General features: G+C 59.5%; 19 protein-coding genes. 6 read left to right on the plus strand and 13 right to left on the minus strand.

Annotation, left to right across the window (positions count from 1 at the left end; all coding sequences use genetic code 11):
* Positions 1 to 241 precede the first annotated feature (241 nt).
* The 10 genes from RRF64_RS15270 to dnaX form a co-directional block, all read right to left on the minus strand.
* A complete protein-coding gene (locus RRF64_RS15270) occupies positions 242 to 1,423 on the minus strand; it encodes a vWA domain-containing protein (protein ID WP_323846778.1) in 1,182 nt (393 codons plus the stop codon).
* A gap of 237 nt (positions 1,424 to 1,660) precedes the next feature.
* Positions 1,661 to 2,506 carry an AAA family ATPase gene (locus tag RRF64_RS15275; RefSeq protein WP_323846779.1) on the minus strand — a complete coding sequence of 282 codons (846 nt, stop codon included), beginning with the start codon at positions 2,504 to 2,506 and terminating at the stop codon, positions 1,661 to 1,663.
* A gap of 152 nt (positions 2,507 to 2,658) precedes the next feature.
* The gene (locus tag RRF64_RS15280) at positions 2,659 to 3,339 is read right to left on the minus strand and encodes a YEATS-associated helix-containing protein (RefSeq protein ID WP_323846780.1); all 681 of its coding nucleotides are present in this window, start codon (positions 3,337 to 3,339) and stop codon (positions 2,659 to 2,661) included.
* A 632-nt stretch (positions 3,340 to 3,971) separates the two neighbouring features.
* Positions 3,972 to 4,352: a hypothetical protein gene (locus RRF64_RS15285; protein WP_323846781.1), complete on the minus strand. Its 381-nt coding sequence runs from the start codon at positions 4,350 to 4,352 to the stop codon at positions 3,972 to 3,974.
* A 134-nt stretch (positions 4,353 to 4,486) separates the two neighbouring features.
* Positions 4,487 to 4,936 carry a YcgN family cysteine cluster protein gene (locus RRF64_RS15290; protein WP_323846782.1) on the minus strand — a complete coding sequence of 150 codons (450 nt, stop codon included), beginning with the start codon at positions 4,934 to 4,936 and terminating at the stop codon, positions 4,487 to 4,489.
* 11 nt (positions 4,937 to 4,947) lie between these two features.
* A complete protein-coding gene (locus tag RRF64_RS15295) occupies positions 4,948 to 5,235 on the minus strand; it encodes a YcgL domain-containing protein (RefSeq protein WP_323846783.1) in 288 nt (95 codons plus the stop codon).
* Between the two features lie 10 nt (positions 5,236 to 5,245).
* A complete protein-coding gene (gene rnd / locus RRF64_RS15300; RefSeq protein ID WP_323846784.1) occupies positions 5,246 to 6,376 on the minus strand; it encodes a ribonuclease D in 1,131 nt (376 codons plus the stop codon).
* A 215-nt stretch (positions 6,377 to 6,591) separates the two neighbouring features.
* On the minus strand, positions 6,592 to 7,197 hold the full coding sequence (recR, locus tag RRF64_RS15305) for a recombination mediator RecR (protein ID WP_323846785.1): 606 nt from the start codon (positions 7,195 to 7,197) through the stop codon (positions 6,592 to 6,594).
* A gap of 31 nt (positions 7,198 to 7,228) precedes the next feature.
* Positions 7,229 to 7,573 carry a YbaB/EbfC family nucleoid-associated protein gene (locus RRF64_RS15310; RefSeq protein ID WP_323846786.1) on the minus strand — a complete coding sequence of 115 codons (345 nt, stop codon included), beginning with the start codon at positions 7,571 to 7,573 and terminating at the stop codon, positions 7,229 to 7,231.
* Positions 7,574 to 7,671: 98 nt separating this feature from the next.
* Positions 7,672 to 9,645 carry a DNA polymerase III subunit gamma/tau gene (gene dnaX / locus RRF64_RS15315; RefSeq protein ID WP_323846787.1) on the minus strand — a complete coding sequence of 658 codons (1,974 nt, stop codon included), beginning with the start codon at positions 9,643 to 9,645 and terminating at the stop codon, positions 7,672 to 7,674.
* Positions 9,646 to 9,972: 327 nt separating this feature from the next.
* Here dnaX and RRF64_RS15320 point away from each other — a divergent pair, with 327 nt between their 5' ends.
* From RRF64_RS15320 to RRF64_RS15340, 5 genes are all read left to right on the plus strand, one after another.
* Positions 9,973 to 10,503, plus strand: a complete 531-nt coding sequence (locus RRF64_RS15320) for an RNA polymerase sigma factor (RefSeq protein ID WP_323846788.1) — start codon at positions 9,973 to 9,975, stop codon at positions 10,501 to 10,503.
* A gap of 395 nt (positions 10,504 to 10,898) precedes the next feature.
* Positions 10,899 to 11,963 (plus strand): FecR family protein, encoded by a 1,065-nt coding sequence (locus tag RRF64_RS15325; RefSeq protein WP_323846789.1) that lies wholly within the window; start codon positions 10,899 to 10,901, stop codon positions 11,961 to 11,963.
* A gap of 179 nt (positions 11,964 to 12,142) precedes the next feature.
* The gene (locus RRF64_RS15330) at positions 12,143 to 14,998 is read left to right on the plus strand and encodes a TonB-dependent receptor (RefSeq protein WP_323846790.1); all 2,856 of its coding nucleotides are present in this window, start codon (positions 12,143 to 12,145) and stop codon (positions 14,996 to 14,998) included.
* Between the two features lie 664 nt (positions 14,999 to 15,662).
* Entirely contained in the window at positions 15,663 to 18,359 is a 2,697-nt protein-coding gene (locus RRF64_RS15335) for a TonB-dependent receptor plug domain-containing protein (protein ID WP_323846791.1), read from the plus strand.
* A 260-nt stretch (positions 18,360 to 18,619) separates the two neighbouring features.
* Complete coding sequence (locus tag RRF64_RS15340) at positions 18,620 to 21,592, plus strand: TonB-dependent receptor domain-containing protein (RefSeq protein WP_323846792.1); 2,973 nt, start codon at positions 18,620 to 18,622, stop codon at positions 21,590 to 21,592.
* A gap of 86 nt (positions 21,593 to 21,678) precedes the next feature.
* On the opposite strand, the gene RRF64_RS15345 is transcribed toward RRF64_RS15340, so the two are convergent.
* The 3 genes from RRF64_RS15345 to RRF64_RS15355 all read right to left on the minus strand — a co-directional run bounded on the left by RRF64_RS15345 (position 21,679) and on the right by RRF64_RS15355 (position 25,018).
* Positions 21,679 to 23,331 carry a tetratricopeptide repeat-containing sulfotransferase family protein gene (locus RRF64_RS15345; protein WP_323846793.1) on the minus strand — a complete coding sequence of 551 codons (1,653 nt, stop codon included), beginning with the start codon at positions 23,329 to 23,331 and terminating at the stop codon, positions 21,679 to 21,681.
* Between the two features lie 287 nt (positions 23,332 to 23,618).
* Complete coding sequence (locus tag RRF64_RS15350) at positions 23,619 to 23,915, minus strand: hypothetical protein (protein WP_323846794.1); 297 nt, start codon at positions 23,913 to 23,915, stop codon at positions 23,619 to 23,621.
* A 128-nt stretch (positions 23,916 to 24,043) separates the two neighbouring features.
* Positions 24,044 to 25,018, minus strand: coding sequence for a class I SAM-dependent methyltransferase (locus RRF64_RS15355; RefSeq protein ID WP_323846795.1), 975 nt, complete (start codon positions 25,016 to 25,018; stop codon positions 24,044 to 24,046).
* Between the two features lie 188 nt (positions 25,019 to 25,206).
* On the opposite strand from RRF64_RS15355, the gene RRF64_RS15360 reads away from it, so the two are divergent.
* On the plus strand, positions 25,207 to 25,791 hold the full coding sequence (locus RRF64_RS15360) for a MarC family protein (RefSeq protein ID WP_323846796.1): 585 nt from the start codon (positions 25,207 to 25,209) through the stop codon (positions 25,789 to 25,791).
* Positions 25,792 to 25,889 lie beyond the last annotated feature (98 nt).

Genomic DNA, 25,889 nt, shown 5'->3' on the forward strand with positions numbered 1-25,889 from the left:
CGGAATGCGGAATGCGGAATGCGGAATGCGGAATGCGGAATGCGGAATGCGGAATGCGGAATGCGGAATGCGGAATGCGGAATGCGGAATGCGGAATGCGGAATGCGGAACAGGATGCGCGACCTGCGCTTAACCGCAAAACCGCCTACCAGAAAAGCTCAGGCGCCGACCGAATGCCCACCCGCAAACACGAAGTCGAATCGCGTATTCCGCATTCATCATTCCGCATTCCGCATTAACCTCACCGTCCTTTCACCAGATAGGCGATGGCCCTGTCCAGCCCCTCCAGTGTCATCGGGTACATATGCCCTCCGACGAGGCGCTGGGTCAGACCGATGCTGGGCGTGTAGCGCCAGTATTCCTCGCCGACGGGATTGAGCCAGATCAACTTGCCGTAGGTGTCGGAGACCCGCTCCATCCAGGCCGATCCCGGCTCCTCGTTCATATGCTCGACGCTGCCGTAGCGGCTGGTGATCTCGTAGGGTGCCATGGAGGCATCGCCGACAAAAACGACCCTGTAATCCTTGCCGTAGGTGCGCAGTACTTCCCGCAACGGTGTCGATTCTGAATAGCGACGCTGGTTGTCCTTCCACACGTGCTCGTAGATAAAGTTGTGGAAATAGAAATATTCCAGGTGCTTGAACTCGGAACGACACGCGGAAAAGAGCTCCTCACACACGCGCACGTAGGGATCCATGGAACCGCCGACATCGAAGAAAATCAGTACTTTTACCGCGTTGTGCCGCTCGGGCACCATCTTGATATCCAGCAACCCGGCGTTGCGCGCCGTGGAGGAAATGGTGTCGTCCAGGTCCAGTTCTTCCGCGGCACCGGTGCGGGCGAACTTGCGCAGCTTGCGCAGCGCCACCTGGATATTGCGCGTCCCCAGGGTAATGCTGTCGTCCAGGTTCTTGAACTGGCGCTTCTGCCACACCTTGACCGCCGAGCGGTTGCGACTGCTGGCGCCGACGCGAATGCCCTCCGGATGGTAACCGCTGTTGCCGAACGGGCTGGTGCCGCCGGTGCCGATCCAGCGGTTGCCGCCGCTGTGGCGTTTCTTCTGCTCCTCGAGGCGTTTCTGGAATTCCTCCAGCAGTTTTTCCAGGCCGCCGAGACTCTCGATCCTGGCCTTTTCCTCATCGCTCAACTGCTTGAGAAACTCCGCGCGCAGCCAGTCCTCGGGGATCATCTGCTCGAGGATATCGTCGAGGGTTTCCAGGTCCTTGAAGTAGGCATCGAAGGCGCGGTCGAACTTGTCGAAGTGCTTCTCGTCCTTGACCAGGCAGGTGCGGGAGAGGAAATAGAATTCCTCCAGGTTCGCGAACACCAGGCGCTGCTGCAAGGCCTCGAGCAGGGCCAGCAGTTCGGTGATGGAGACCGGCAGTTTGTAGCGGCGTAAATTGAGAAAGAAACCGATAAGCATATTAAGCCATTGCAGTCGGGGCGAAGGTGTCGATGCCGGGTGGCCTTTTGCGGGACTGTGATTCGGGCCATCCATGGCCCTCACCCTTCGGGCGCCTCCGGCGTCCAAAACGGCAGTCCTGCCGTTTTGTCGGCGAGAGGGACCTCGCAGACAAGCCCCCATGGATGGGTTTAGGGGGGGCGCCTAGCCCGTGTCCCGCAAAAGGCCACCCGGCAGCGGCACCGCCACCCAAGCCAGCTAGCGGTTTTCCCGGCGCGCCATAAAGGCCAGGCGCTCGAGCATATGCACGTCCTGCTCATTCTTCAGCAGTGCGCCGTAGAGCGGTGGGATCGCGCTGCTGTTGTCGCGGTTTTTCAGCACCTCCTCGGGAATATCGTCGGCCAGCAGCAGTTTAAGCCAGTCGATCAGCTCGGAAGTGGAGGGCTTTTTCTTCAGCCCCGGCACCTCGCGCAGCTGGAAAAAGATATCCATCGCCTCTGCCACCAGCTGGCCCTTGATGCCCGGATAGTGCACATCGACAATTCTGTGCATGGTGTCGCGGTCGGGAAAGCTGATGTAGTGGAAGAAACAGCGGCGCAGGAAAGCGTCCGGCAGTTCCTTCTCGTTGTTGGAAGTGATGATCACGACCGGGCGGTGTTTGGCCTTTACCGTCTCGCCGGTTTCATAGACGAAGAACTCCATGCGATCCAGTTCCACCAGCATGTCGTTGGGGAACTCGATATCCGCCTTGTCGATCTCATCGATCAACAGCACCACGCGCTCCTCGGCCGCAAAGGCCTCCCACAGCTTGCCGCGCTTGATGTAGTTGCGGATATCGTGGACCTTGTCCACCCCCAGCTGCGAGTCGCGCAGACGCGATACCGCATCGTATTCGTACAGGCCCTGCTGTGCCTTGGTGGTCGATTTGATATGCCACTGGATCAGCTTCAGCCCCAGGCTCCGCGCCACCTCCTCGGCCAGCAGCGTCTTGCCGGTGCCCGGCTCGCCCTTGATCAGCAGCGGCCGCTGCAGGGTGACCGCCGCGTTCACCGCCATTTGCAGGTCTTCGGTGGCGACATAGCTGTCGGTGCCGGTAAATTTCATCGTCACTCCAATCCGGTTCACAAATCTTGATTCGAGATGGCGAATATTAATTGATCAGGCGGGAGCGGCGAAAGGCGGGAACGATCAAATTGAATGACCGGCGGCGAGGAATTGGGCGCGCCAGCGGCCCGCCACTCGGGTCTACAGGGAGATCAGGCCATCTGGGTGCTGCGGCGATGGACCACCTGGCGGCCTTTGTCGGTGATATACCAGCGGATCCCCAGATGACTGTGGATCTTGCCCACCATCTCCAGCACCAGCAGGCTGTTGAGGGCGCGGGCAGCGGAATTGGTCTCCATACCGCCCTCCTGCACCATGCCCGACAGGGAGCGGAACACACAGTCACCACCGTTCAGCAGGTTGAGCACGTGCAGGGCATTTTCATCCAGTTTGCGGATCTGGTTGAAATCCAGTGCCGGGCCCTGCTCCGGATCACCCTCGATCTCGTGCTCCAGCAGCGGCATGATTTCCAGCTGCATGGCGCGCAATTCCTGCTCCAGATTCTCGACCCGTGCCCGGGCGATACTGGCGTCGCGCAGCTGGCGCCGGGCGGCATTGAATACGAACATGCGCGAGGCGATAGCCGCGAGCAGGCAGTAACCGGTGAAAATCAGCAGGCGCGAGGGGTCGCCCTGGATTTCAATCAGCAGGTCGCTTTGGGTGAATTTCAGGAAAATCGGCACCATCAGCGCGCCACACAACCCCATAATCAGGCAGCGCGCCAGGCCGGCGGGGTCTTCCTCGGTAAACAGCATCTGGTAGTAGTTCACCAGGCCACCGAGAATACCCGAAACCAGCATTACCGCGGTCAAAATAAGCAGATGGTCGAGCATCCGTGTTCCTCTGCCATGCACAGCTTGTGTGCTGAGTCAGCCGTTACCGTTCAATTTGGGCGGCGCCTTTTGCCGCCAAGCTGCGTTGCGACTCCTCGCCACGCCTAGCCAGACAACAAAATCCATTCGCCAAGTCTTGAACGAACGTCCAACTCAGATCACCAGAACGATACTGGCATTTTTCTAATTGGATCGACTCCGCGCCAATGGCGGAGCCAGCCCTATAGATATAGCAGCTGTCACGGTGGACAGTGGCGGCGGAGAGGGGATGCGGCGCCTTTGATCAGGTAATGGGACACGGAGTCCGGTCACTCGTGACCACCAGCCCGGATATCGCCCCACAGGGCGCAATGGTCGCGCCTGAATCTGTGAACCCAGTCTATTTTTTGACGTGAGTGCGCGCTTACTGCACTTCAACTCGGCATTCAAATCGGTGATCCCTCACCCATTTGATCGTCTTGATTGTCGCCCTCGAATTACCGGCGCAACTGCGCGAAGTTACTGGTATATCAAGGGCTCGCGCCGTCCTGTGAACTGCGGCGGCGAATCCCGGAGCCGCTTCAAGCGCAAAGTTGCGCTGACTGCGCCGAGATCAGGTTAGAGCGCGGCCACCGAACGCAAAGTGAGCGGTCTCAACGCTCGTCAAAGTAGGGATCCTGGTCGGTACGGCGGCGCTTCTCGCGGCGGTACCCCAGGTACAGGGTGATCAGGCCCAGGATCGCCATCAGGGCCAGTGCCCCGCCGCTGGCAAAGACCAGATTGGCCGTTACTTCCGGGGTAGCCCCCTCCTCTTCGAACAGTATCTGGTACACAAACAGCGGCAAGAGTGGTACCGCCACGGCGTTTTCCAGCGAACTCCGCGCCGGAATCAGCAATGCTGCCGCGAAGGTAATCAACAGCGTTCGGCGCAGCCAGCTCCAGGTCCAGTTGCGCATAAACCACCAGCCCGCCAGCAACAGTACCAGGACGCCGCCGGCGTAAATCATCCAGGCTATTCGAAAGTCTTCGGCCATAGTTTTTTCGTTCTTTGTTTTAACGTTGGGCGAACACAAGGTCCGCCCCTGTCTATCGTCATTCCGGCGACTCGTTAGAGCAGCGAAGCTCACGCCGGTATGACGAGCCAGAGTTTTTGCAGATCGGTTCTCGATCAGCTATCGCCCACCCACTGGACGATATGCTCCTCGAAATCGTCCGGATGTACCAACTCTTCGCTGATCACGCAGCCGCGCACCGAGATGCCCGCTTCGTGAACCGACTCGGCACGGCCGGACACCAGCGGGTGCCAGTCCGCCAAAGGCCGCCCCTCCGCCAGGGTGCGGTAGGCGCAGGTGGCCGGCAGCCAGCTGAATCCGATTACGTCCTGAGCGCGCAGCTGGATACAATCCGGCACCTGCTGTTTGCGCCGCGCATAGTCGCCGCACTGGCAGGAGTGGGTATCCAGCAGCCGACAGGCCACATTGGTGGTGTAGATCTCGCCGCTGTCCTCGTCTTCCAGGCGGTGCAGGCAGCAGCGGCCGCAACCATCACAGAGCGACTCCCACTCGGCCTCGCTCATCTGCGCGAGGGTCTTGCACTGCCAGAAAGGCTGCTCGGCCATAGTGTTTCGGCTCAACGCTGCAGCTTGCTGTTCTGCGCCGCGATGGCATTCATCTCGGAATCGGCCAGCGGCGGCATCTGCAGATAATAACCGCACTCACAGATTTCATTCAGGACCTTGTTCGCATCGGCGCGGGCAAGTTTTTTCTCCGGCGTCACCAGCATTGTGGTGACGTGCTGCGGTTTGCCGAACAGTTGCAGCAGGTTTTCCGGCACCTTCGAAGTGCCATCGCGCTTGTCGACATAGAGGTACATCTCTTCTTTGCGCGGACTGCGGTAGATATCGCACAGGACTTTCACGTTGTTACCTCTATCTGGTTTCTTCTTCGCGCAGCTCGTGCAGTGCCTTGAGCAGCGGCTTGCCAATCACTTCCGCACGCCAGCCCTTCAGGCGCCCCTGCAACTCGGGCTGGGGCGACTGCACCAGTGTCTCCAGTTCTTTTTTGCGCACCAGTATTTCCGCGGGCAGATCCTCGACCTCCGCGATCGCGTTGATTTCCTGGCGCAACAGCTTGAGCCATTCGCCCTCGCGGCGGTTGAGCGGCTGCGGCAGTCGCGGCGGTGTGTCCTGACGCTCGGCCGCGCCGGCGATGATCTGCAGCAGGCTATCGCCGTGCTCGCGCAGCGCGCGCCCCTCCAGCCCCGGCTGGGCCAATGTGGCCAGGTGCCGCGGCAACTGCTGGGCCAGGTTCATGCAGACATTTTCTTTCAGCAGGTGGTTGCGCGGCACATCCCGCACTCGCGCCTCCCGCTCGCGCCAGGCACACAGGTCCTGCAGCGCTGCCAGCTGCTGGCCGCGCAGACGCCAGGCGCCCTTGACCTTCTGGTAATAGAGTTCCGGCGGCTGCGGGCTTCGCGCGGCAGATACGAGCGCATCGCAGTCTTCCCGCAGCCATTCCAGGCGCCCGCGCTCGCGCAGACGCTTCACCAGCACGCCGTAAAGCAGCGGCAGCCAGGCGACATCCAGCGCGGCATAGTTTTTCTGCGCATCGCTGAGCGGGCGCTGCAGCCAGTCGGAGCGGGTTTCGCTCTTGGGCAACTCGATATTGAGCAATTCCTTGACCGTGGCGGCGTAGCCGAGGCCCGCGCCCATGCCGGTCAGGGCGGCGGCTATCTGGGTATCGAAAATCGGCTCGGGAATTGCTCCCAGCAGCCGCTCCAGCGTCTCCAGATCCTCGCTGCAGCTGTGCATGATCTTGGTCACGCGCGGGTCCAGCAGCAGGTCCCGCAGCGGCTGCAGATCTTCGATCGCCAGGTTGTCAATCAGGTAACAGCGCTCGCCATCCCCGACCTGCACCAGTGCCGGCTGGGGGTAGAAGGTGCGGCTGCGCATGAACTCGGTGTCCAGTGCCACCGCACTCTGCTGGCGCCAGCGCGCACAGAGTTCCGCCAGCCGCTCGCTGCTGTCAATCCAGATGGGCGTGGTATCTACTTTTAACATCAGAGCCCTCAGCCCTTTGAATTATTTACCCGGCAAACAAATAATTCTCCTGAATTATTTGTTTGTCGCCCTTGAAATACTGGCGGATGGCCGCCCCGCGCAAATGCGTGGATTTGCTTGTATTTCAAGGGCTCGCGCCAGCCTGTGGCTGGCGGCGGCACATCCCTGTGCCGCGATAAACCCGGCAATATTTAATTGCCGGGTTTATAACAAGCTCAACCGCCCGGAAAAAAGGCGGTGCGGCTGTTGAACGCATGGGCCAGGGTACCGCCGTCGATATATTCCAGCTCGCCGCCGATGGGCACGCCGTGGGCAATCCGGCTGACGGCAACACCGCGGACCCTGGCGCGCTCGGCGATAAACTGCGCGGTGGCCTCCCCCTCGACGGTGGGATTGGTGGCGATAATCAGCTCTTCCAGCGCCTCACTGGCGAGGCGCCGTTCCAGCAGATCGATCCCCAGGTTTGCCGGACCCACACCGTCGATCGGCGACAGGTGCCCGTGCAGAACGAAGTAGCGACCGTGGTAATTACCCGCCTGCTCGATCGCCAGTACATCGGCCGGCGTCTCCACCACGCACAGGGATTTATGATCGCGCCGGCTGTTGTTACACAGCGCGCAGATTTCCTGCTCGGTCAGGGTGCGGCACTGGCCGCAGCGGCCGACCTTCTCCACCGCCTGCTCCAGCGTTCGCGCCAGCAGGCCAGCGGCATCGCGGTCCTTTTCCAGCAGGTACATGGCCATGCGCTGTGCCGACTTGGGGCCGACACCGGGCAGGCAGCGCAGCGCGCGTATCAGGTCTTCAATAAGGGGACTAAACATAAATGTCAGAAACTATTTGCCGAAATGCGCCTTAGAAGGGAAATTTGAAACCTTCCGGCAGGTTGATGCCGGAGGCGAGGTTGCCCATCTGCTGCTTTTGCAGCTCCTGCGCCTTTTCCTCGGCACGGCGCACCGCGTCGTTCACCGCTGCGGCCAGCAGGTCTTCCAGCATTTCCTTGTCTTCGCTGAGTAGCTCCGGATCGATTTCCACCGAAATCACGTCGTGGCGGCCGTTCATGGTGACCTTGACCATGCCGGCACCGGCCTCACCGCAGACGCGCAGCTCGTTCAATTCCTGCTGCATCTTCTGCATTTTTTCCTGCATCTCGGCCTGCATCTTCTGGGCCTGCTGCATCAGATCGCCCAAACCTTTCATCGCTCTATCCTCGCTCATTCTCTGCCTGTGGGAGCCTGCCCTGCTGGCGATCTTCGCCGCGGCGCAATCGCCTGCAGGGCAGGCTCCCACATAGATAACTAATCGGCCTCCGCCAGGGACTCCACCGAGTCGGGCAGCAGCTCTGCGCCCAGCTCCTGCTGCAACTCGTGCACCAGTGGATCCGCCGACAGGGCATCCCGCGCGGCAGCCAGGCGCGCCTCGCGCGTGGCGGCGGCCAGGCGTGCCGGCGTCGTGCCGCGCACCTGCCCGACCTGGATATACACGGTGACCGGCTGCTGGAAAAAGTCACTCAGCAGATCCGCCAGGCGGCGCTGGTGCACCTCGTCGTACAGGCTGCTGTAGGACTCATCCAGGGTAAAGGACAGTATATTGTCCTGCCGCACCACCAGTTCCAGGTGAAAGGCGATGGAGTGCAGTATGCCGCTGACGCCCAGCTGGCCATAGAGTGCCGGCCAGCTGCCCGGTGTGAGGGCGTCGAGACGTGCACTCGCAGGTTTTTCGGCGACTGGCTGTTGCGGCTTTGGCCGGGCTTCCTGCGGCGGAAGGGGCGCAGACTCTACCTGTGCCACCTGCTGGCGCAGCTGTTCCCGCAGCGTCGCGCGCTGGTCTGCCACTGGCTGCGGGGATTGGGGAGCCGGCTGAGCCGCTTCCACGGCCATTTCGGGAACCGGCTGCTGCTGCGGCGGTTCTACCGCTGCGGGCGGCTCGTCAACGACATGTGGTGCGACCGGCTCGGGCGCCGGTGTCACTGCCGCTCGCGGGGGCTCCCAGGGCGGAGTGTCATCAACAGCAGGAGCGCCGACCTCAGCCGGCGTCACATCCGCCAGGCGCTTTTTTTCCGCAGCCACCTCCAGCGCTGCGCTTTCGGGCTGCACCGCCGGCTGCTGGACAGCCGGTTGCTGCACTGTCGGTGGCGGCTCGGCGGCATTGTCTTGCGGCAGACTGGCGCGCGGGATTTCGGCCACGCCCTGGGGGCGGAAGGCCAGCATGCGCAGCAGCGCCATTTCGAAGCCGCTGCGCGGGTCCGGCGCCAGGGGCAGGTCGCGGCGCGCGAGCAGTGCCATCTGGTAATAGAGTTGTACGTTTTCCGGCGCGATGCGCGCGGCGTGCTCGCGCAGGCGCTCGCCGTCGCCGAGGGCGTTGTCCACCGACTGCGGCAGTACCTGGGCCACGGCGATGCGGTGCAGGTTGTTGGCCAGCTCGGCCAGGGCCGCGCTGTAGTCCGGCGCCTGCTGCGCCAGCTCCTCGACGGCGGCGAACAGCGAGGCAGCGCTCTCCTCCGCCAGCGCCTGCAGCAGTTTCCACACCAGGCCGGCATCGATGCTGCCGAGCATGGCGCGCACTTCGGCCTCGCTGATCTTGCCGCCGCCGAAGGCGATGGCCTGATCTGTCAGGCTCATGGCGTCGCGCATGCTGCCGTCGGCGGCGCGCCCGAGGTGCCACAGGGCGCCCGTCTCGAAGGGCACCATTTCCTGCTCCAGCACGAAGCGCAGGTGTTCTACCACGCGCTCCGGGGTCATGTTCTTCAGATTGAACTGCAGGCAGCGGGATAGCACGGTCACCGGCAGTTTCTGCGGATCGGTAGTGGCCAGCAGGAATTTGACGTGCGGCGGCGGCTCTTCCAGGGTCTTCAACAGCGCGTTGAAGGAGCTGTTGGAGAGCATGTGCACCTCGTCGATCAGGTACACCTTGTAGCGCCCCCTTGTCGGCGCATACTGGACGTTTTCCAGCAGCTCGCGGGTATCCTCGACCTTGGTGCGCGAGGCCGCGTCCACCTCGATCAGGTCGACGAAACGCCCCTCGGCGATCTCGCAGCAGGCGGCACACTGGCCACAGGGCTCGGAACTGACGCCGCTCTCGCAGTTCAGGCATTTGGCGAGGATACGCGCGATGGTGGTCTTGCCCACGCCGCGGGTACCGGCAAACAGGTAGGCGTGATGCAAACGGCCGTTATCCAGGGCGTTGATCAGCGCCTGGAGCACATGCTCCTGCCCCACCATCTCCCGAAACAACCGCGGCCGCCACTTGCGCGCCAGTACTTGATAGCTCATCCGCTCTCCAGCGCCTGCCGGCGCCATTACTGTGTCTTTAAATCCAGGCGCCACTGGCGCGGGGGCCATTATAACGGTATAGGCGGCCAGGCATAGCGCATCCCCTTCTCCCGCCGCGAGATGTGTGGAAGCCGCTCGTCGGCGAGCGGAAGCCTGTGATATAACTGTGCGCCAGCTCGCAATTAGGAACCTCCGAACCAGTCCTGGTAATGTCTCTGCGCGGCCTTAAGCCTGTATCTGCGAGGCTTACAGAGGCATCACGAGGACTTGTTCGGAGGTTCCACACCTATAACCACAGCGGGTGCAGTACGGGGAAACCTCTAAGTAATGAATAAAGCTCGGAAAACGCTTCTGGAAAAGCTGTTTGCCGAACACGGCCAGGCATTGGTGCGCTTTGTGGCACGCATTGTCAAAAGCACCGACGACGCCGAAGACATCGCCCAGCACGCCTACCTTCGCCTGCAGAAGCTCAGCGACGAGAAAGAGCTGGATAACCCGCGCGCCTACCTCTACCAGATCGCCAACAACCTGGCCGTAGACCAGCTGCGCCGCGGCAAGCTGCATATGGAGTACATCAGCCAGCAGATGCCGGCCGAAGGCGAGGCCCTGGGCGACGAGCACGCCGATCACCAGTCCCCCGAGCGGGTTCTGGCGGCCCGCCAGCAATTGCAATCCATCTACGAGGCCATGGACAGCCTGCCGATCAAATGTCGCCAGGCCTTCCTGCTGCACCGGACCCGCGGCCTCTCCTACAGCGAAATCGCCCAGGAAATGAACACCTCGGTCAGCAGCGTGGAAAAATACATACTGCAGGCCCTCAAGGTGTGCCGCCGGCGGGTAGACCTGAACCCTCAGTAGGGGAACTGAGCGGCAGTAGAAATATCCAACCAGTCCGAATAGTCCCGACTCTCTGAGCGCGCTTTTCATCCCTCCTGTCGCAAATGATTTGCAGAATTGCGGGGGAGCGCACAGGCTTTGTGCACGTCAGTACCGATCTATTCACAGATTTAGTTGAGGGAGATATCCGGTCGGTCGTCTTATCTCAGAGCCCGGTCATTCGAACACAAAAACCGGATCACAGAGAAAATAATTCGCTAAGATATTGCGGCGCAAGCAGATGTTATTGCGCCGAATATGGGGCGCACGAAAAAAATCGCGCCAAACTGGCCGATTTATTAGAATGCACCGAAAAAGGGCGGAATACGGAACATTCTGACCCGTAGAAATATAGGGATTGAGCAAGGTAAAGAGCGGTGAATACAGCGGGCGCACAAGAAGTACCAAACGAAGATAAGCTGGACCAGGCCTGCGCCTGGATAGCGCGTCTGCGCTCAGATTCTGTCGGCGCGACCGACCGCCGCGAGTTCGCCGCCTGGCTGGCCGAATCCGCGGGGAATCGCCGCGCTTTCGATGCAATGACGGAGCTGTGGGGCGACCTGGGCGCGCTTGCCCATATGCCGATCGATGAGCTGTTTCCCGAAAGCCGCCCGTCGGCGAATTCCAGCACTCCCCTTTCCCAGCGCGACATCCGGGCTTCGACCGATAGCGCCGCGGTTGCCGGTGGCTGGAACTTTGCCCAGTGGCTGATGGGCGGCGGCCTGGCTGCTGCCTGCCTGGTAGTGACCCTGTGGGTCGGCAACCAATGGCTCAGCGGCCGCGAATTTCGCGAGCAGACCTTTATTACCCAGGTCGGCGAAACCCGCACAGTGACTCTGGCGGACGGCTCCCAGGTGCAACTCAATACCAACTCCGAACTCCGCGTGGCTTTTAGCCGCGAAGAGCGCCGCACGCAGTTATTGCGCGGTGAAGCCTATTTCGATGTTGCACGCCAGACGGCCCGCCCGTTTACCGTCGCAGCGGGCAAGGCGAACATCCGCGTGCTGGGAACCGAATTCAATGTCGAGCGCAACCCGGAGAGCACCCGCGTATCCGTGACCGGCGGCGTCGTCGCGGTTAGTGAATCAGAGAGTGCGCCCGGCCTGCAGCCGGAGTCCATCAAACTGGTCAAAAACCAGAAAGTCAGCGTTTCCAGCGGCGGTCTCAGCGAAGTCAGCCGCACTAGCGCCGATGAAGCGCTGGACTGGACGCGCGGCGTACTGGTATTCGAACAGACCCCCCTCGCAGAAGCCCTGGAGGAGCTGAACCGCTACCTGAAGGTTCCGGCTGCGGCAGATCCCAGCGTGCGCGACCAGCTGTTGTCCGGCACCTTCGAGCTGTCCGATCCGGACAATACACTCAAGGCCATAGCGACTGCGCTGAACCTGCAGCAGGATCACAGCGACCCTAACCTGACTCTCTTGTCTCCCAGGCGCAACTAAGTTATAAACCCGCCTGGGCGATCGTTTATTGTACAGCCTCTGTACCCCCCGCCCGCACCATTACAAACAGATTCAAAACAACAAGAGCAAAAGCCCTACGCAGCGCGGCGTTAGGGCGTGGCGAAACGGGCAATTCTTTGATTTCACGGCACTGGGCCACACTGTCGCTGGCATCCCTGATGCTTCTCTCCGAGGGGGCCCTCTCCGCCTGCCCGGAATCCGGCGTGCGCCTGCCGGCGGGCAACCTCTCCCGCGCCCTGATCGCCCTGGGCCGCCAGTGCAAGATCTCGGTGCTGGTGCAGGCCTCGTCCGCCGCCAACTATACCCTGCCCGAACAGACCCTCAGCACCGATAGCGGCGAGTTCGAGCCCGCGCTGCAACAACTGCTGCAGGACTCGCCATTTACCTATGAGCGGGTTGGGCCCGGCGCGGTGGCGGTGCTGACCCGCGAAGTCGAGGCGGAGGAAGACACCGGGGCGCTGCCCGCCCACACCGAGGAAATTACGGTTACCGGACGCAGCCTGACAGGCAGCCACCTGCGCCATCTGCAGCTGGACAGCTATGCCCCCATCGACGTCCTGGCCCAGCCCGAACTGGAGATTACCGGCGCCCAGACCATTGCCGAGCTGCTGAAGTTCCTGCCTGCGGTTTCCGGCAACTCGACCAGCACCTCCGTCAGCAATGGCGGCGACGGCACCGCCACGGTGACACTGCGCGGCCTGCCCGCCAGCAATACCCTGGTGTTGATCAACGGTCGCCGCATTGTCAGTAACGGCTTCGGCGGCGAGGCCGCCGACCTGAATAGCATTCCACTCTCTGCCGTGGATCGTATCGAGATCCTCAAGGACGGCGCCTCCGCCGTGTACGGTTCGGATGCGATTGCCGGTGTGGTGAACATCATCCTGCGCCGCGACTTCGAGGGTCTGTCCGTAAACAGCTACTACGGCCAGGCGCAACAGGGCGATCAGCAAACCGAGTCTCACCATATTACCTGGGGCAGGAACGGCGAGCGCGGCCACCTGATGCTGAGCCTGGCGCACTACAGCCAGGGCGCCCTGATGAGCCGCGACCGCGACCTGTCCGCATCCGCCGACAACCGGGCCCGCGGCGGCACCGACCAGCGTTCCGCGGCGTCACCGTCGGGATTTATTTCGCTCGACGGGAACCAGATACTCACGAACTCGGACAGCGGCGGTTACCGGGAGTGGACCCTGGAAGACCGCTACGACTACAGGGAATTCACTTCCGCAGTAGTGCCGTCACAAAGACATTCTGCCTACCTGGAAGGCAACCTGGACCTGGGCGAGAACACGCTGCTGTTCGTGGAGGCCATGGCCATTCGCACGTCGGCCGAAGCCTCCCTGGCACCGACTCCGGTATTCACCCGCTTCGACAATGGCGACCTGACGATTGCGGCCGATAATATCTACAACCCCTTCGGCCAGAACATCGTCGATGTGCGCAAGCGAATCCTGGAACTCGGCCCGCGCATCCAGAAGAACCGTACCGAAACTTGGCGCCTCAACACCGGACTGAAGGGCATGCGGGACAGCTGGCAGTGGGAGCTGACCACGGCCCTGCACTATACCCGCGCCTCCGAAAGCCTGGACAACCTGATCGACCCCCACGCCCTCGCGCTGGGACTGAAAGGCCCGGATGCGTGCAATCTGCAGAGTGGCTGTGTAGCGACAAACCTGCTGGGCCCCAGCGGCAGTATCGATGCCGCGCAACTGGCCTACATCCGCGGCAAAAGCGTAGTGGACGGTGCCACGCGTATGACCTCCCTGACCTATGTCGCCAACGGCGATCTGGGAAGCAACGGCGCCGGTGAAATACTTGCGGCGGTGGGAGCCGAATTCCGCCGGGAGGCCATCGACTTTCACTCCAATGACGCCCGCGGTCTGTCTTTCGTCGGCGGACACGCCTCCGGCTCCGCCGCAGGCGAGCGCGTGATCGGCGAGGCATTCGCGGAAATCTCCGTGCCGCTGGCAGCGGAAACTTTATGGCTCGACGGCGCCCTGCGCTATTCCGGATACAGTGATTTCGGCAGCACCGCCAATCCCAAACTGGCCCTTCGCTGGCGCCCGTCTGCCGCCCTGATGGTGCGCGCCAGTTATGCGACGGGGTTCAAAGCGCCGACTCTGATCGACATGAACCAGACCGGCTACCAGAGCCAGGAGTACCTGTTCGACCCCTGCACCGGCAGCGATGCCGACACCCTGCCCGGCTGCCGCGGCCAGGCCGACGGTGCGCGCATCCAGTACCTGACAGAATTCGGCGGCAACCCGAACCTGCAGCCCGAAACCTCCGACAACCGCTCACTGGGCCTGGTGTGGACGCCGCGGGCACTGAAGGGATTCAGTGCGACGCTGGACCTGTTCAACATCCGCCAGAACGACGTCATCGACTCCAGCCCGCAATACCTGATCGACAAGAACGCTTACAGCGGCCTGTTTACCGACCGCGTATTGCGCGACGAGAGCGGCGACATCACAAAAATATCGGCGACCCGGCTCAATATCGGCGCGCGCGAAGTGCGCGGTTTCGATCTGGCACTGCGCTACGAGCACAACTCCGAGGAAATCGGCCAACTGCGCTGGTCGCTCAACTCCAGCCACATGCAGCAATACCTGAACCAGGCCGCACCGGGATCTCTCGTTGAAGACCTGGCCGGCACATTTGTCGACGCCGCCAGTGGCGGCGCCGGCTCACTGCCGCACTGGAAAGCCAATACCGGTGTCTACTGGCACAAGGGACGCTGGGAAGGCGGCTACACCATTCACTATGTGAGCGAGCTGGAGGAATCCTTTACGCTCAATGAAACGCGCGTGACGCGCGCAATCCGCAGCTGGTCGAGCCACGATTTACAGCTCGCCTATGCGCTGCCCCTGGGACTGCGAATTGCGGTGGGCATAGACAACCTGCTCGATCGCGAGCCGCCGTTTGCCGCCACCGCCTTTAATGACAATTTCGACGGCCGCACTTACGATCTGAGCGGCCGCTACTGGTACACCACCCTGGCATACAATCTCTAGACCGAATGGCGCCTGATTCAGGGCGCCCCCTTCTTGTGGGAGCCAGCCCCCGGATCAAGGCCGGGGCAGGCTCTGCTGGCGAATGTCGCCGGCAATGAACACTGCGCTTACCATCCATGGCGCGACACTATCGCGTTCGATCTGGCCCCGGCCCCGCCATCCTTGGCGGGTCGCCAAACCGCGCACAAAGCGGTGCTTTGTAGGCGCACGTTTTGGCCCTGCAGGGCAGGCTCTCGCGGCACAGGATCCTGTATGGAGTTGGAAGCTACTGCGCCCTTAATTCAGTGCCACTCCTCTCGCCCCGGCGGAAAAATTTCGGATCCCTTTCCAACTTTTCCCGCCACTCAAATAAATCAGCTCTCTTCAAACCTCCCCCATTTCTGGCGGTGCATTCAATTGTCTGTCGTAATTAGTCGAACAAACCGAACCGCACGAACGTACCAATAGACGCCCAAATATTCGCCGAATCCGTTGACTGGTGAAAAAATGTTCTAGTGTTTTAGCAAGCCTCTGTTGATAGTAGTTTGCAGTTGTCAGGGAGGGCGCAGCCGCATTCGGCGTTTTGAATCGGTATCAGGAGAGGTATACCATGGACAGATCCCGTCTATCCCGGGCAATTAAGGGCGCAATCGCAGCCACGGCCGTATCCACAAGCTTTGCCACTTTGTCCTTTGCTCAGGAAGTGGAGGAAGTAGTCGTCACTGGTACGCGTATCCAGCGCGCGACCGACGCCACCAGCGCAACTCCGATCAGTGTATTTGACGCCGCCGCACTGGAAGCATCCGGCCAGACCACGCTGGAAGATTTCCTGCAGGAAGTGCCGTCCATGACCGGTGGTCAGCTGGGTTCGTCGGTGAACAACGGCAACCCCGGTCTCGCCACCGTGTCTCTGCGCGGTCTCGGCTCTTCACGTACCCTGGTTCTTCTGAACGGACGCCGTCTTAGCTCCTCTGGCCCTTCCACCGGCGTGGTGGATTTGAACACCATTCCCACTACCGCGATCGAGCGCGTGGAAATCCTCCGCGATGGTGCCTCCACCATTTATGGCTCCGACGCGATTGCGGGTGTAATCAACATCATCACCAAGAAGAACTTCGAAGGCGCCGAGATCAATTTCGACGCGGGCACCTCGCAGGAAAACGATGGCCAGGAATACCTGGCAGCCTGGACGTTCGGCGCCACCTCGGACGAGGGGCATGTGATGATGAACGTCCAGTACACCCGCCGCCACGATATCTTCCAGGGCGACCGCAAGTTTTCCGACTGTCCCCTGTTTGAGTCGGGCGACCAGGTGCTCTGTGGCGGTAGCGGTACAACTACGCCGGCCCGGTTTTTTATCCCCAGCTCGGACGATGGCCTGATCGTCGATCCCAACACCGGAGAGGTACGCGTCTTTGATCCGGCCCGTGACGGATTCAACTTTGCGGAAGTCAGTTACCTCATCACGCCGCAGGAAGTCGTCACCTTCTACGGCTACGGCGAGCAGGAACTCTGGGACTGGAAAGACTTCACTACCTTCGGCACCTTCGGTGAAATCCTGTATGCCAACCGCCAGTCCGACCAGCTGCTGGCCGCAGAAGGCACCTTCTTTCTGCCGACCGCGCCTGCAACCAACCCCGGCAACCCCACCGGTGAAGACGCGATTATCGCGCGGCGCCTGGCCGAGACAGGCGGCCGCTCGTTCAATCAGGATCTGAACATGTGGCGTGGAGTAGTCGGCATCGACGGCGAATTCTGCAACGAGTGGACCTGGGATATTTCCTACAACTACTCCCGCTGGGTGGATTCGCAGATCGACCGCGGCCGCGCCAATCCGGACCGTTTCACCACCCTGCTCGACCCGGCTGCCTGCGCCGCCGACCCGGAATGCGCGGCAGCCGTGGACGCCGCCGGTGTGACTGCATGGAACCCCTTTGTTTCCGGCACCTTTACCGATCCACTGCAGGACTACGCGCTAGTGGTCAACTCCCCGGTCGAGAAGGCCACACTGAACAGCCTGCAAGCCAACATTGCCGGTGATTTCGGCGGCTTCTCCATGCCCAACACCAGTGAGCCCTTCGCATGGGCCGCCGGCTACGAGCGCCGCAGGGAGCGCACCGAAACCACCGTCGACGGCGCAGCGGGCCTTGGGCTTATTTACTTCGTCAGCGGCGTGGACTGGGGCGGCGGCTATGACGTGGACGAGGTATACGGCGAGGTCCGCCTGCCAATTATGGAAGGCTGCGACTGGGCAGACCTGCTGGCCGTGGAGGCCTCCTTCCGCTATTCCGACTACGACACTATCGGCGACGACACCACCTTCGCCGTCGTCATCGATTGGGCGCCGTTCGAACAGCTACGCTTGCGCGGCACATGGGGGGAGGGCTTCCGCGCGCCCGGTCTCGACGACCTGTTCCTGCCGCCCACCCAGTCCGCAGAGACCTATACCGACCCCTGCGTCAACTGGGGTGGCAGCACCGACGCTAACTTGCGGGCGAACTGCGCTGCCGACGGCCTGCCGCCGGATTTTGAGCTAGGAAGCTCCCAGGCCACCGGCCTGTTCGGCGGCAACGAAGACCTGAAGGCGGAGGAGTCCGAGAACTGGACAGTCGGCATCGTCTGGACGCCGACTTTCGTCGAAGACCTGAGCTTCACGCTGGATTACTTCGATATCACGATTGACGATGCCATAGGCACCTTCAATACCAATACCATCGTCAGCAACTGCTACACCAGCCCGAACTTCAGCTCGCCATCGTGCGACCTGATCACCGGCGGAGCGGCTGTCGGTGTGCCGCCGCTGCCCACCGCTCCCACCCGGCGCGCCCAAGACGGCACCATCGCCGGCCAGCTGCTGAACGCCCAGAACATTTCCACCTTCGAAACTTCGGGTGTGGACCTGGGTGCGGACTACACGATGGACCTGGGCCCAGGCGTATTCACCTTCAGCGGCAGCGCCACCTGGCTGGACGAGTGGAAATACCAGGCCAGCGAATTTGAACCGACCGTCGACCTGGCCGGCAAATTCGGTGTGGACCCGGTGACCACGCGCATCGCCGCCTTTCCGGAATGGAAGATCTACGCCAGCTTTGACTACGAGTACGACTGCTGGGCATCGACCGTGGTCGTGCGGATGGAGGGTGATGTCGACGATATCGATCCCCGCGATACCGACCTGGCCACCCACGTGGACAATACCTGGTATATGGACTTCAACTTCCGCTACTTCCGCTGGGAGGACATCACCCTGTCCGGAGGCATCCGCAATCTGTGGAACCAGCAGCCGCCCTATGTCACCAACTACGATGACATGAACACGCTGCCGCTGAGCTACGACACCGTCGGACGCTTCTACTACGGCAGAGTGACCTTCAAGTTCTGACCCCCCCCTCGAGCCCCGCCCATCCCGGGCGGGGCTCCACTTATCTCGCCACCATTCTTGATCATTTTTTGCCCGCCCCAACCTCCCTGACCTGACATTACGAAGTAATGGAAAAAAAGTTGCGATTTTATTGAGGGACCTCTGCGCCCGGTCGTCTTTAACTGTGTTGGGAAGGAAGTGGCCACTTGGGGGTAGCTGCTTCCAACAATCGCCAATTTAGGCAAATGACTATAAATCCAACGATCAAGAGAGGATTTACAATGAAAAAGAACCTCCTGTCTGTAGCTGTTAAGGGCGCTCTGGGCCTGACCGCAGCTGCGATTATGGTTCCGGCCATGCCCGCCTTCGCTCAGCAAGACGCGGAAATGGTGGAAGAGGTTGTAGTTACCGGTTCGCGTATCCAACGCGCTAACGACGTAAGCGTCAGCCCGGTAACCTCCGTAAGCGCTGACGATTTCAAAGCTACCGGTGTTGTACGTGTTGAAGACCTGATCAACGACCTGCCGCAGGTAGCTGCTACCCAGACCGCTGGCCAGGCCAACGGCTCCACTGGTACCGCTACTGTGTCCCTGCGCGGCCTCGGCTCCCAGCGTACCCTGGTGCTGATCGACGGTCGCCGTATGCCGGCCGGCTCCCCGCAGGCTGGCGGTTCCGGCGCTGACCTGAACCAGATCCCGGGTGCTCTGGTTGAGCGCGTTGAAGTACTGACCGGTGGCTCTTCCGCCACCTACGGTTCCGACGCCATTGCCGGTGTTGTGAACTTCATCATGATGGACGACTTCGAGGGTGTTCGTTTCGAGACCCAGACCAGCGTCTACCAGCACAACAACGACAACAGTAAAATCCAGGACCTGGTAACCTCCCGCGGCTTCGACGTCGCCGACGGCAGCGTGACTGACGGGGAGACCAACGACTTCTCCCTGATCATGGGTGCCAACCTGGACAACGGTCGCGGCAACGTTACCGCTTATGCCAACTACCGCAAGATCGATCCGGTTCTGCAGGCCGACCGTGACTACAGCGGCTGCGCCCTGTCTGGCAGCCCCGATAGCTTCGGTTGCGGTGGTTCTTCTACTGTGCCCTGGGGTCGCTTCACCGACTTCGGCCTGAACAAAGGTGACACCACCAAAGGTTTCGACTACAGCGTTGCAGGCGACGGTTTCACCCCTTACACCACTCCGTATAACTACGGCCCGCTGAACTACTTCCAGCGTCCGGACGAGCGCTGGACCATGGGTGCCTTCGGTCACTACGAGATCAACGAACACGCCGAAGCTTACACCCAGGTAATGTACGCGGACGACCGCACCGTTGCGCAGATCGCCCCTTCCGGCGCTTTCTTCGTAACCGACGACCTGTATTGTGGCAACCCGTTCCTGTCTGATGACCAGTACGAAGCCATCTGTGGCGTTTACGGCCTGGGCAAAGACCAATTTGTCAGCGACCTGACCGTTGTCAACACCGATCCGGAAACCGGCGAAGTGACCACCAACCCGGGCGCCCTCTACATCGGCCGCCGCAACGTTGAAGGCGGTCCGCGTCAGGACGACATGCGCCACACCACTTTCCGTGGCGTATTCGGCGTACGCGGCGAAATCAACGACAACTGGAACTACGACGTTTACGGTCAGTACTCCGAAGTCAGCCTGGAGCAGACTTACCTGAACGACATGTCCGTGAGCCGCATCAAAAACGCTCTGGACGTTCGCGCCGACGCAGACGGCAACCCGGTGTGTCAGTCTGTACTGGACGGTACCGATCCGAACTGTGTGCCCTGGAACATCTTCCAGGAAGGCGGCGTAACTCAGGAAGCGATCGACTATCTGGTTCTGCCGCTGTTCGCCCGCGGTACTACCGATCAGGAAATCATCTCCGCTTACGTGACCGGTGACCTGACTGACTACGGCGTGAAGATGCCGTCTGCCGACAGCGGCGTAGCCGTTGTAATGGGTATGGAAAGCCGTCGCGAGTCTCTGAACTACTCTCCGGACTCCGGCTTCCAGAACGGCGAAGGCGCCGGTCAGGGCGGCCCGACTCTGGGTGTTGACGGCTCCCTGAGCGTCAAGGAAGTGTTCGGCGAAATGAGCCTGCCGCTGGTAAGTGGCAAGCCGGGCATGGAGTACCTGGGCCTGGAAATGGCTTACCGCTACTCCGACTACTCCACTGACGTGCAGACCGACACCTACAAGGTGGCAGCCGACTGGCAGCCGATGGCTGACCTGAAAGTGCGCGCCAGCTTCCAGTCCGCCGTGCGTCACGCGAACATCCGTGAGCTGTACCGTGCTCAGTCTATCGGCCTGTTCGACATGACCTACGATCCCTGCGGCTCCCGCACCGACGATGACGGCAAGGTTATTGGTCCGGACTACACTGAAGCCCAGTGTGCCAACACCGGTACCACTTCTGCCACTTACGGCGGTGAATTCGATTCCCCGGCCGGTCAGTACAACTATGTTGGTGGCGGTAACCCGGAACTGGCTCCGGAAGAGTCCGAGACCGTTTCTTTCGGTTTTGTCTACTCTCCGTCCTTTGTTGAAGGCCTGACCGTCAGCCTGGACTACTTCAATATCGAAGTAACCGAAGCCATCGCCGGTATCCAGCCGGAGACCATCCTGCGCAAGTGTGCGGAAACTGGCGACGCGCTGTTCTGTGATGCCATCACCCGTGGCACCAACGGCAACCTGTGGGTTGGCCAAAACGGCATCACCGCTACCGACGTGAACATCGGTTTCTTCGAAACCGAAGGTGTCGACATCAACGCCAATTACGGCTTCGACGTGGGCGCTTACGGTTCCATCGACATGAACTGGATTGCTACTTATCTCACCAAGTGGGATCAGCAGGAATTCGTTGGTCAGCCGGTTGAGGACTGCGTAGGTAACTGGAATGGCTCCTGCGGCACTCCGACTCCGGAGTTCGTGAGCACTGTTCGCGCTACCTGGGTTACTCCGTGGAACGTTGACGTAACCGGCGGCTGGCGCCACATCGGTGATGTAACCGACCTGGGTGCCAACGGCGCGGACTTCGATGCTGTCAACTACTTCGACCTGTCTGCAGCCTGGGCTGCTACCGACAGCGTTACCATCCGCAGCGGTATCACCAACGTCTTCGACGAAGAGCCGCCGCTGACAGCTGACGCTGGCGCTGGTATCTACGGTAACGGCAACACCTTCCCGGGCATCTACGACGCTCTGGGTCGCTACGCCTTCCTGGGTGCTTCTGTAAACTTCTAATTCTCCGGAGTTAGCAAGCCTTACGAAAAAGGCGCGGTGGGAAACCACCGCGCCTTTTTTATATTTGATTTTTTGTCGAGCCGGAATTAATCAGACAGATATTTTTCCAGAACCTTTAGGTAAGGCTCGTAGCACTTGTGTCTTGCCGCCGATTTTTGATGGATCGACTCACGCACCTGCCATATGCTCGCGGTTTTGACGTAGTTCACGCGCGAGCTGAAATCAAGGCAGGCCGCCTCCCACGGCAATTCAAGGAATTCGAGCAAGCGTCGAACCTCCACCTCAGAATTCGCCACCAGCTGCTCATAGCTGAATTCGAAGACACTATCGGGAAATAGAGACTTCCAGTGCCGCATCAGACGTACTTGTTGCGTGTAGTAATGGCCGATGCTGTCGAGGTCGACCGAATAGTTCATTTCGCCCCCTAGCTGTTGAAAGTAAACCGACAAGCAGTTATCCAACAGGCCCCGTCTGGTCCAGATAAACCTGGCTTTTGGCAATACACTCTTGATCAGGCCAACATGCAAAAAATTGTCCGGCCGCTTGTCCGTAACCAGCATCCCGGATGGAAATCTTTTCTCTAGGAAATTGAGATACTCTCCTCCGATCTGCTCAAAATACTGTATCTGCCTTTCTGCCAGTACATGCGGATACCTCTTGTGAAGATCGCGGATGAGCTGCGGGAAGAATTCTAGCTCGCCACCGGCGGTTATTCCCGAATGGCCGCTCAGAATTTGCTCCACCAGAGTCGATCCGGAGCGAAACATTCCGCATATAAATACCGGAGCTTCGGTGAGCGCACTGTGCTTAATTGCAAACCAATCCCGTGAAAAAAACTGGATAAGATCGTCAATAGACTTTGTGTGGCGTGCGCGATCATAGGGAGCAAAACGAAGTGCACCCAGCTTATTCGCGACCTCGTAACTTGAAAACGCTCTGTCATAGTTTCCACAGTCATCCAGGAGTTTGCCAAGCGCGAAGTTCAGCTCCTCGAGATCAGCCGTCGAGAGGTCCTTCCTAGCGACCAGCGAAGAGATCTGCTCGATAAGCGGATCATCCTCGCTTTGCGCCCTCCGCAAATGCGCCAGACGACAGAGTGCCAGGTAGCAACTATCGTCCAGAGCCAGCGCCCTCCGGTAATAATCGGACGCAGAACTTCTATCACCCGATTCTTCCAGTAATCCTGCAAGATTAATTATGGCCGGTATATACTTCTCGTTTAGCTCGAGCGCCTTTTCAAAGGACTGCCTGGCTTCTCTTTCACGACGCAACTCGGAGTAGATAACACCGATATTCGTGTAAACTTCTTCCTGGACGGAAATATTCTTCTGCAAGGCTGCGCGGTACCGTTCCAGCGCCTCCTCAGGAAAGCCGGCACGTTTCAGTAAATGGGCAAAATTAAAAATGATATTTGGCCGATCCGGAACCTTCCGTAGAAACGCCCGGTATGCGCTGATCGCCTTGGCAAAATTTCCGACTGATTGCGCCAACTCCGCCATATGCAGCCAATATTCAGGCTTCGCAGGAACGACCTGGGCAAGTCTCTCCAGACAGGCGATCGCGTCCGCCGGTCTCTTTAATTGCATATAAAGCTGAAACAACTCCCGCAGCAGGCCCTCCCGCCCCTCTCCGGTTGATAGCAGTTCCTGATAAAGCACTTCTGCTTCGGAAAAACGATTCTGCGCGACCAGCGTCCGCGCCTCACGTAGGCGATTCAGGAATTCAGGAGAGAATCTCATAGATATTGGCGGTAGAAGTGCCGAAACTTTCCAGCCCGGCGTTAAAGGAACTTCGATAACAATGTTGGACGCTCATAATACAGCGTCATGCAACGAATTTAATTAAGAACTTTTGACTATAAAAAAGTGATCCGATGCAAGGCAACAAGTGACAGCATCTAGTCAATCACTGCGTCCAAAGCGGCCACTCATCTAATTAAAATTAGAGTCTTGCGATAAAGCAGAAGCGGCTTTGAGCTCCCAATCAATGAGACCGGCAATACCGCTTCCTACTGAGAACTTATCAATCAATAATTTGATGGCTTACTGCGCGTATCTTCTTCAAGCATCTTTTTAGTTTCGTAGGCCATATTCTCCCACTCTTTGGCTGTCATGCAGGTCTTCTGCTTAAAGCGAGACCCAGTAATCGGGCGAACTTTACAGATTTTTTCTTCCTCCTTATCAGCCGCCAGACTTTTAGAAGTCTCAGATGTGGCCCCAGATTTATGTGCTGCAGCGGAGACCGGCTGCTCCTCACTCGCATTCGATGCACAACCTGCCAGGACACCGAAACACAGCGCCATCACCAACAGTTTCATTTTCATATCGTCCTCCTTATTTCATGTAACGAACTAATCAGTTTTCGCTTATCAAAATCGTGAAACATATTACCTCGCCGCAAATCCGGCGACCACCAGTAAATCAGCACCATTCCAGTCCACGCGAAGCTATTTTACGAATTTGACGCGACAAGCGACCAGGCGAGCGGCAACTGCAGATTCTCTGCTTCAAGCGGCTCGGCTACATCTACTGAAAAACCACGGTTTTTGATGTGGTCGACAAGACGTCGAAGATCACTTTTATCAATTGCAGCCTCGCACATCGACATCATTCTGCCGGCGTAACTTTCCAGCTCAACAGCGGTTCTTTGCAGCCAGCCAAGAACTTCTTCTTTCTGGTATCTGTGCAGGTGCGCATGGATATGATCCACATCCAGGCAGAGCCTGCGGACCGTATCGCCAGCCACCCGTTTGCCATAGCGCTGCATGACTTTCTCTATCGCACGAAACCCTGGAATCAGCTTCTGGGAGGCCTGCTCATATTCAGTCCTGGCCCCACCTGCCAATACTGCGAAGGCTTTATCAAACATCTCTATAGCGCTGTCGACGAATCCAATCGCTTGTACTTCGCGAAGTGCGGCATGGTTATCGGCACATTCCCGATAGATTGCGCCGGACTTATGGTGAATCAGCAGTGCAATTTCGCCTCCAGGCTTGATCGCGTGGAGAAGCCCGGCAATCGCTTCGATTCCTGCGTACTCGATACCGAACTGGCTGACAGCAATATCGATGCAATTCTCAGTCAGCGGCAGGGCCGCCGCATCAGCGACGATACCTTGCACTTGCGGTAATCGCTCCATCACACTGTGTACGGCCGCACTGGAAATATCGATACACGCCAGACTTGCATTTTGTGCTGGCACTATATCGGCGGCCATACTGAGCACTGCTCCGCTGCCACTCGCAACATCAATAATCTCCGGATATGAACCCCTCGAAGTGACTGACTCAAAATAGTTGCGCCAGAATGCGCACACTGCGGGATGATCTGTTCCGCCAGAATTAGAGGCGTCGCCGGCTTTAGCGCCTTCCCAGTAAGCACACCAGTCTGAATACGCTCCGGCATTGGGGTTCCGTATCTTATCCATCACCGGATTATAAAGATAAATATGTGATTATTGTGCCAAGTGCGGTCAAATTGGGTACATTCGCGCCCACTTCTGACGACCGTGAACTCCAACAGAGATCCATGGGGCCGGCATATGGCTAAAATCTGAACATTCACGCTAATTGCGCAACCACTCAGCACCAAGATTCACGTCATCATGGACAGCAGATGGACACACTGACAGCTTTTCTGACCTTGCTCTTTGTCATGGACCCCCTGGGCAATATCCCGGTTTTCCTGGCCGCCCTGAAAAATGTGCCCCAGCGCAGGCAACTCTTCGTCATCATGCGCGAACTGATCTTCGCACTCATCGTACTGCTGGTATTCCTCTATGGCGGGCGATACGTGCTGGCATGGCTGGGTCTTTCACAAGAGGCGATCCGTATTGCCGGCGCAATCATTCTGTTTTTAATCTCATTGCGCATGGTGTTCCCCACCGAGGGCGGGATCATGGGCGAGCGCCTGGAGGGAGAACCTTTCTTCGTGCCACTGGCGGTTCCACTAGTTGCCGGTCCTTCGACCATGGCAATCCTGATGTTGATGACCAACAGTGAAGGCGAGCAGTTGTTGGATTGGACTTTGGCGCTGCTTGGCGCCTGGGCCGTATCTTCTGTGATTCTGCTGGCTTCGGCGCCACTGGCACGGCTGCTTGGCAACCGGGGTCTGATTGCTGTCGAGCGCCTGATGGGCATGGTGCTGGTAATGCTGTCCGTGCAGCTGTTCCTGGACGGCGTAAAGCAGAGTTTGGCCTAATTATCCGCCACATTCAGTGCTCCCCTGACTCGAGGGGAGCTGCCTGATTTTTAACCACATCCAATTCGTTTTCCCTCTCGATATTCCAATACCGCCGA

Source organism: Microbulbifer magnicolonia, from assembly GCF_035117725.1.
Classification (GTDB): Bacteria; Pseudomonadota; Gammaproteobacteria; order Pseudomonadales; family Cellvibrionaceae; genus Microbulbifer; species Microbulbifer magnicolonia.

Excerpts from the sequence above, each read along its gene's own strand:
- RRF64_RS15270 (WP_323846778.1), bottom strand. The coding sequence starts at position 1,423 with ATGCTTATCGGTTTCTTTCTCAATTTACGCCGCTACAAACTGCCGGTC.
- RRF64_RS15275 (WP_323846779.1), bottom strand. The coding sequence starts at position 2,506 with ATGAAATTTACCGGCACCGACAGCTATGTCGCCACCGAAGACCTGCAA.
- RRF64_RS15280 (WP_323846780.1), bottom strand. The coding sequence starts at position 3,339 with ATGCTCGACCATCTGCTTATTTTGACCGCGGTAATGCTGGTTTCGGGT.
- RRF64_RS15285 (WP_323846781.1), bottom strand. The coding sequence starts at position 4,352 with ATGGCCGAAGACTTTCGAATAGCCTGGATGATTTACGCCGGCGGCGTC.
- RRF64_RS15290 (WP_323846782.1), bottom strand. The coding sequence starts at position 4,936 with ATGGCCGAGCAGCCTTTCTGGCAGTGCAAGACCCTCGCGCAGATGAGC.
- rnd (WP_323846784.1), bottom strand. The coding sequence starts at position 6,376 with ATGTTAAAAGTAGATACCACGCCCATCTGGATTGACAGCAGCGAGCGG.
- recR (WP_323846785.1), bottom strand. The coding sequence starts at position 7,197 with ATGTTTAGTCCCCTTATTGAAGACCTGATACGCGCGCTGCGCTGCCTG.
- RRF64_RS15310 (WP_323846786.1), bottom strand. The coding sequence starts at position 7,573 with ATGAAAGGTTTGGGCGATCTGATGCAGCAGGCCCAGAAGATGCAGGCC.
- dnaX (WP_323846787.1), bottom strand. The coding sequence starts at position 9,645 with ATGAGCTATCAAGTACTGGCGCGCAAGTGGCGGCCGCGGTTGTTTCGG.
- RRF64_RS15320 (WP_323846788.1), top strand. The coding sequence starts at position 9,973 with ATGAATAAAGCTCGGAAAACGCTTCTGGAAAAGCTGTTTGCCGAACAC.
- RRF64_RS15330 (WP_323846790.1), top strand. The coding sequence starts at position 12,143 with ATGCTTCTCTCCGAGGGGGCCCTCTCCGCCTGCCCGGAATCCGGCGTG.
- RRF64_RS15340 (WP_323846792.1), top strand. The coding sequence starts at position 18,620 with ATGAAAAAGAACCTCCTGTCTGTAGCTGTTAAGGGCGCTCTGGGCCTG.
- RRF64_RS15345 (WP_323846793.1), bottom strand. The coding sequence starts at position 23,331 with ATGAGATTCTCTCCTGAATTCCTGAATCGCCTACGTGAGGCGCGGACG.
- RRF64_RS15350 (WP_323846794.1), bottom strand. The coding sequence starts at position 23,915 with ATGAAAATGAAACTGTTGGTGATGGCGCTGTGTTTCGGTGTCCTGGCA.
- RRF64_RS15355 (WP_323846795.1), bottom strand. The coding sequence starts at position 25,018 with ATGGATAAGATACGGAACCCCAATGCCGGAGCGTATTCAGACTGGTGT.
- RRF64_RS15360 (WP_323846796.1), top strand. The coding sequence starts at position 25,207 with ATGGACACACTGACAGCTTTTCTGACCTTGCTCTTTGTCATGGACCCC.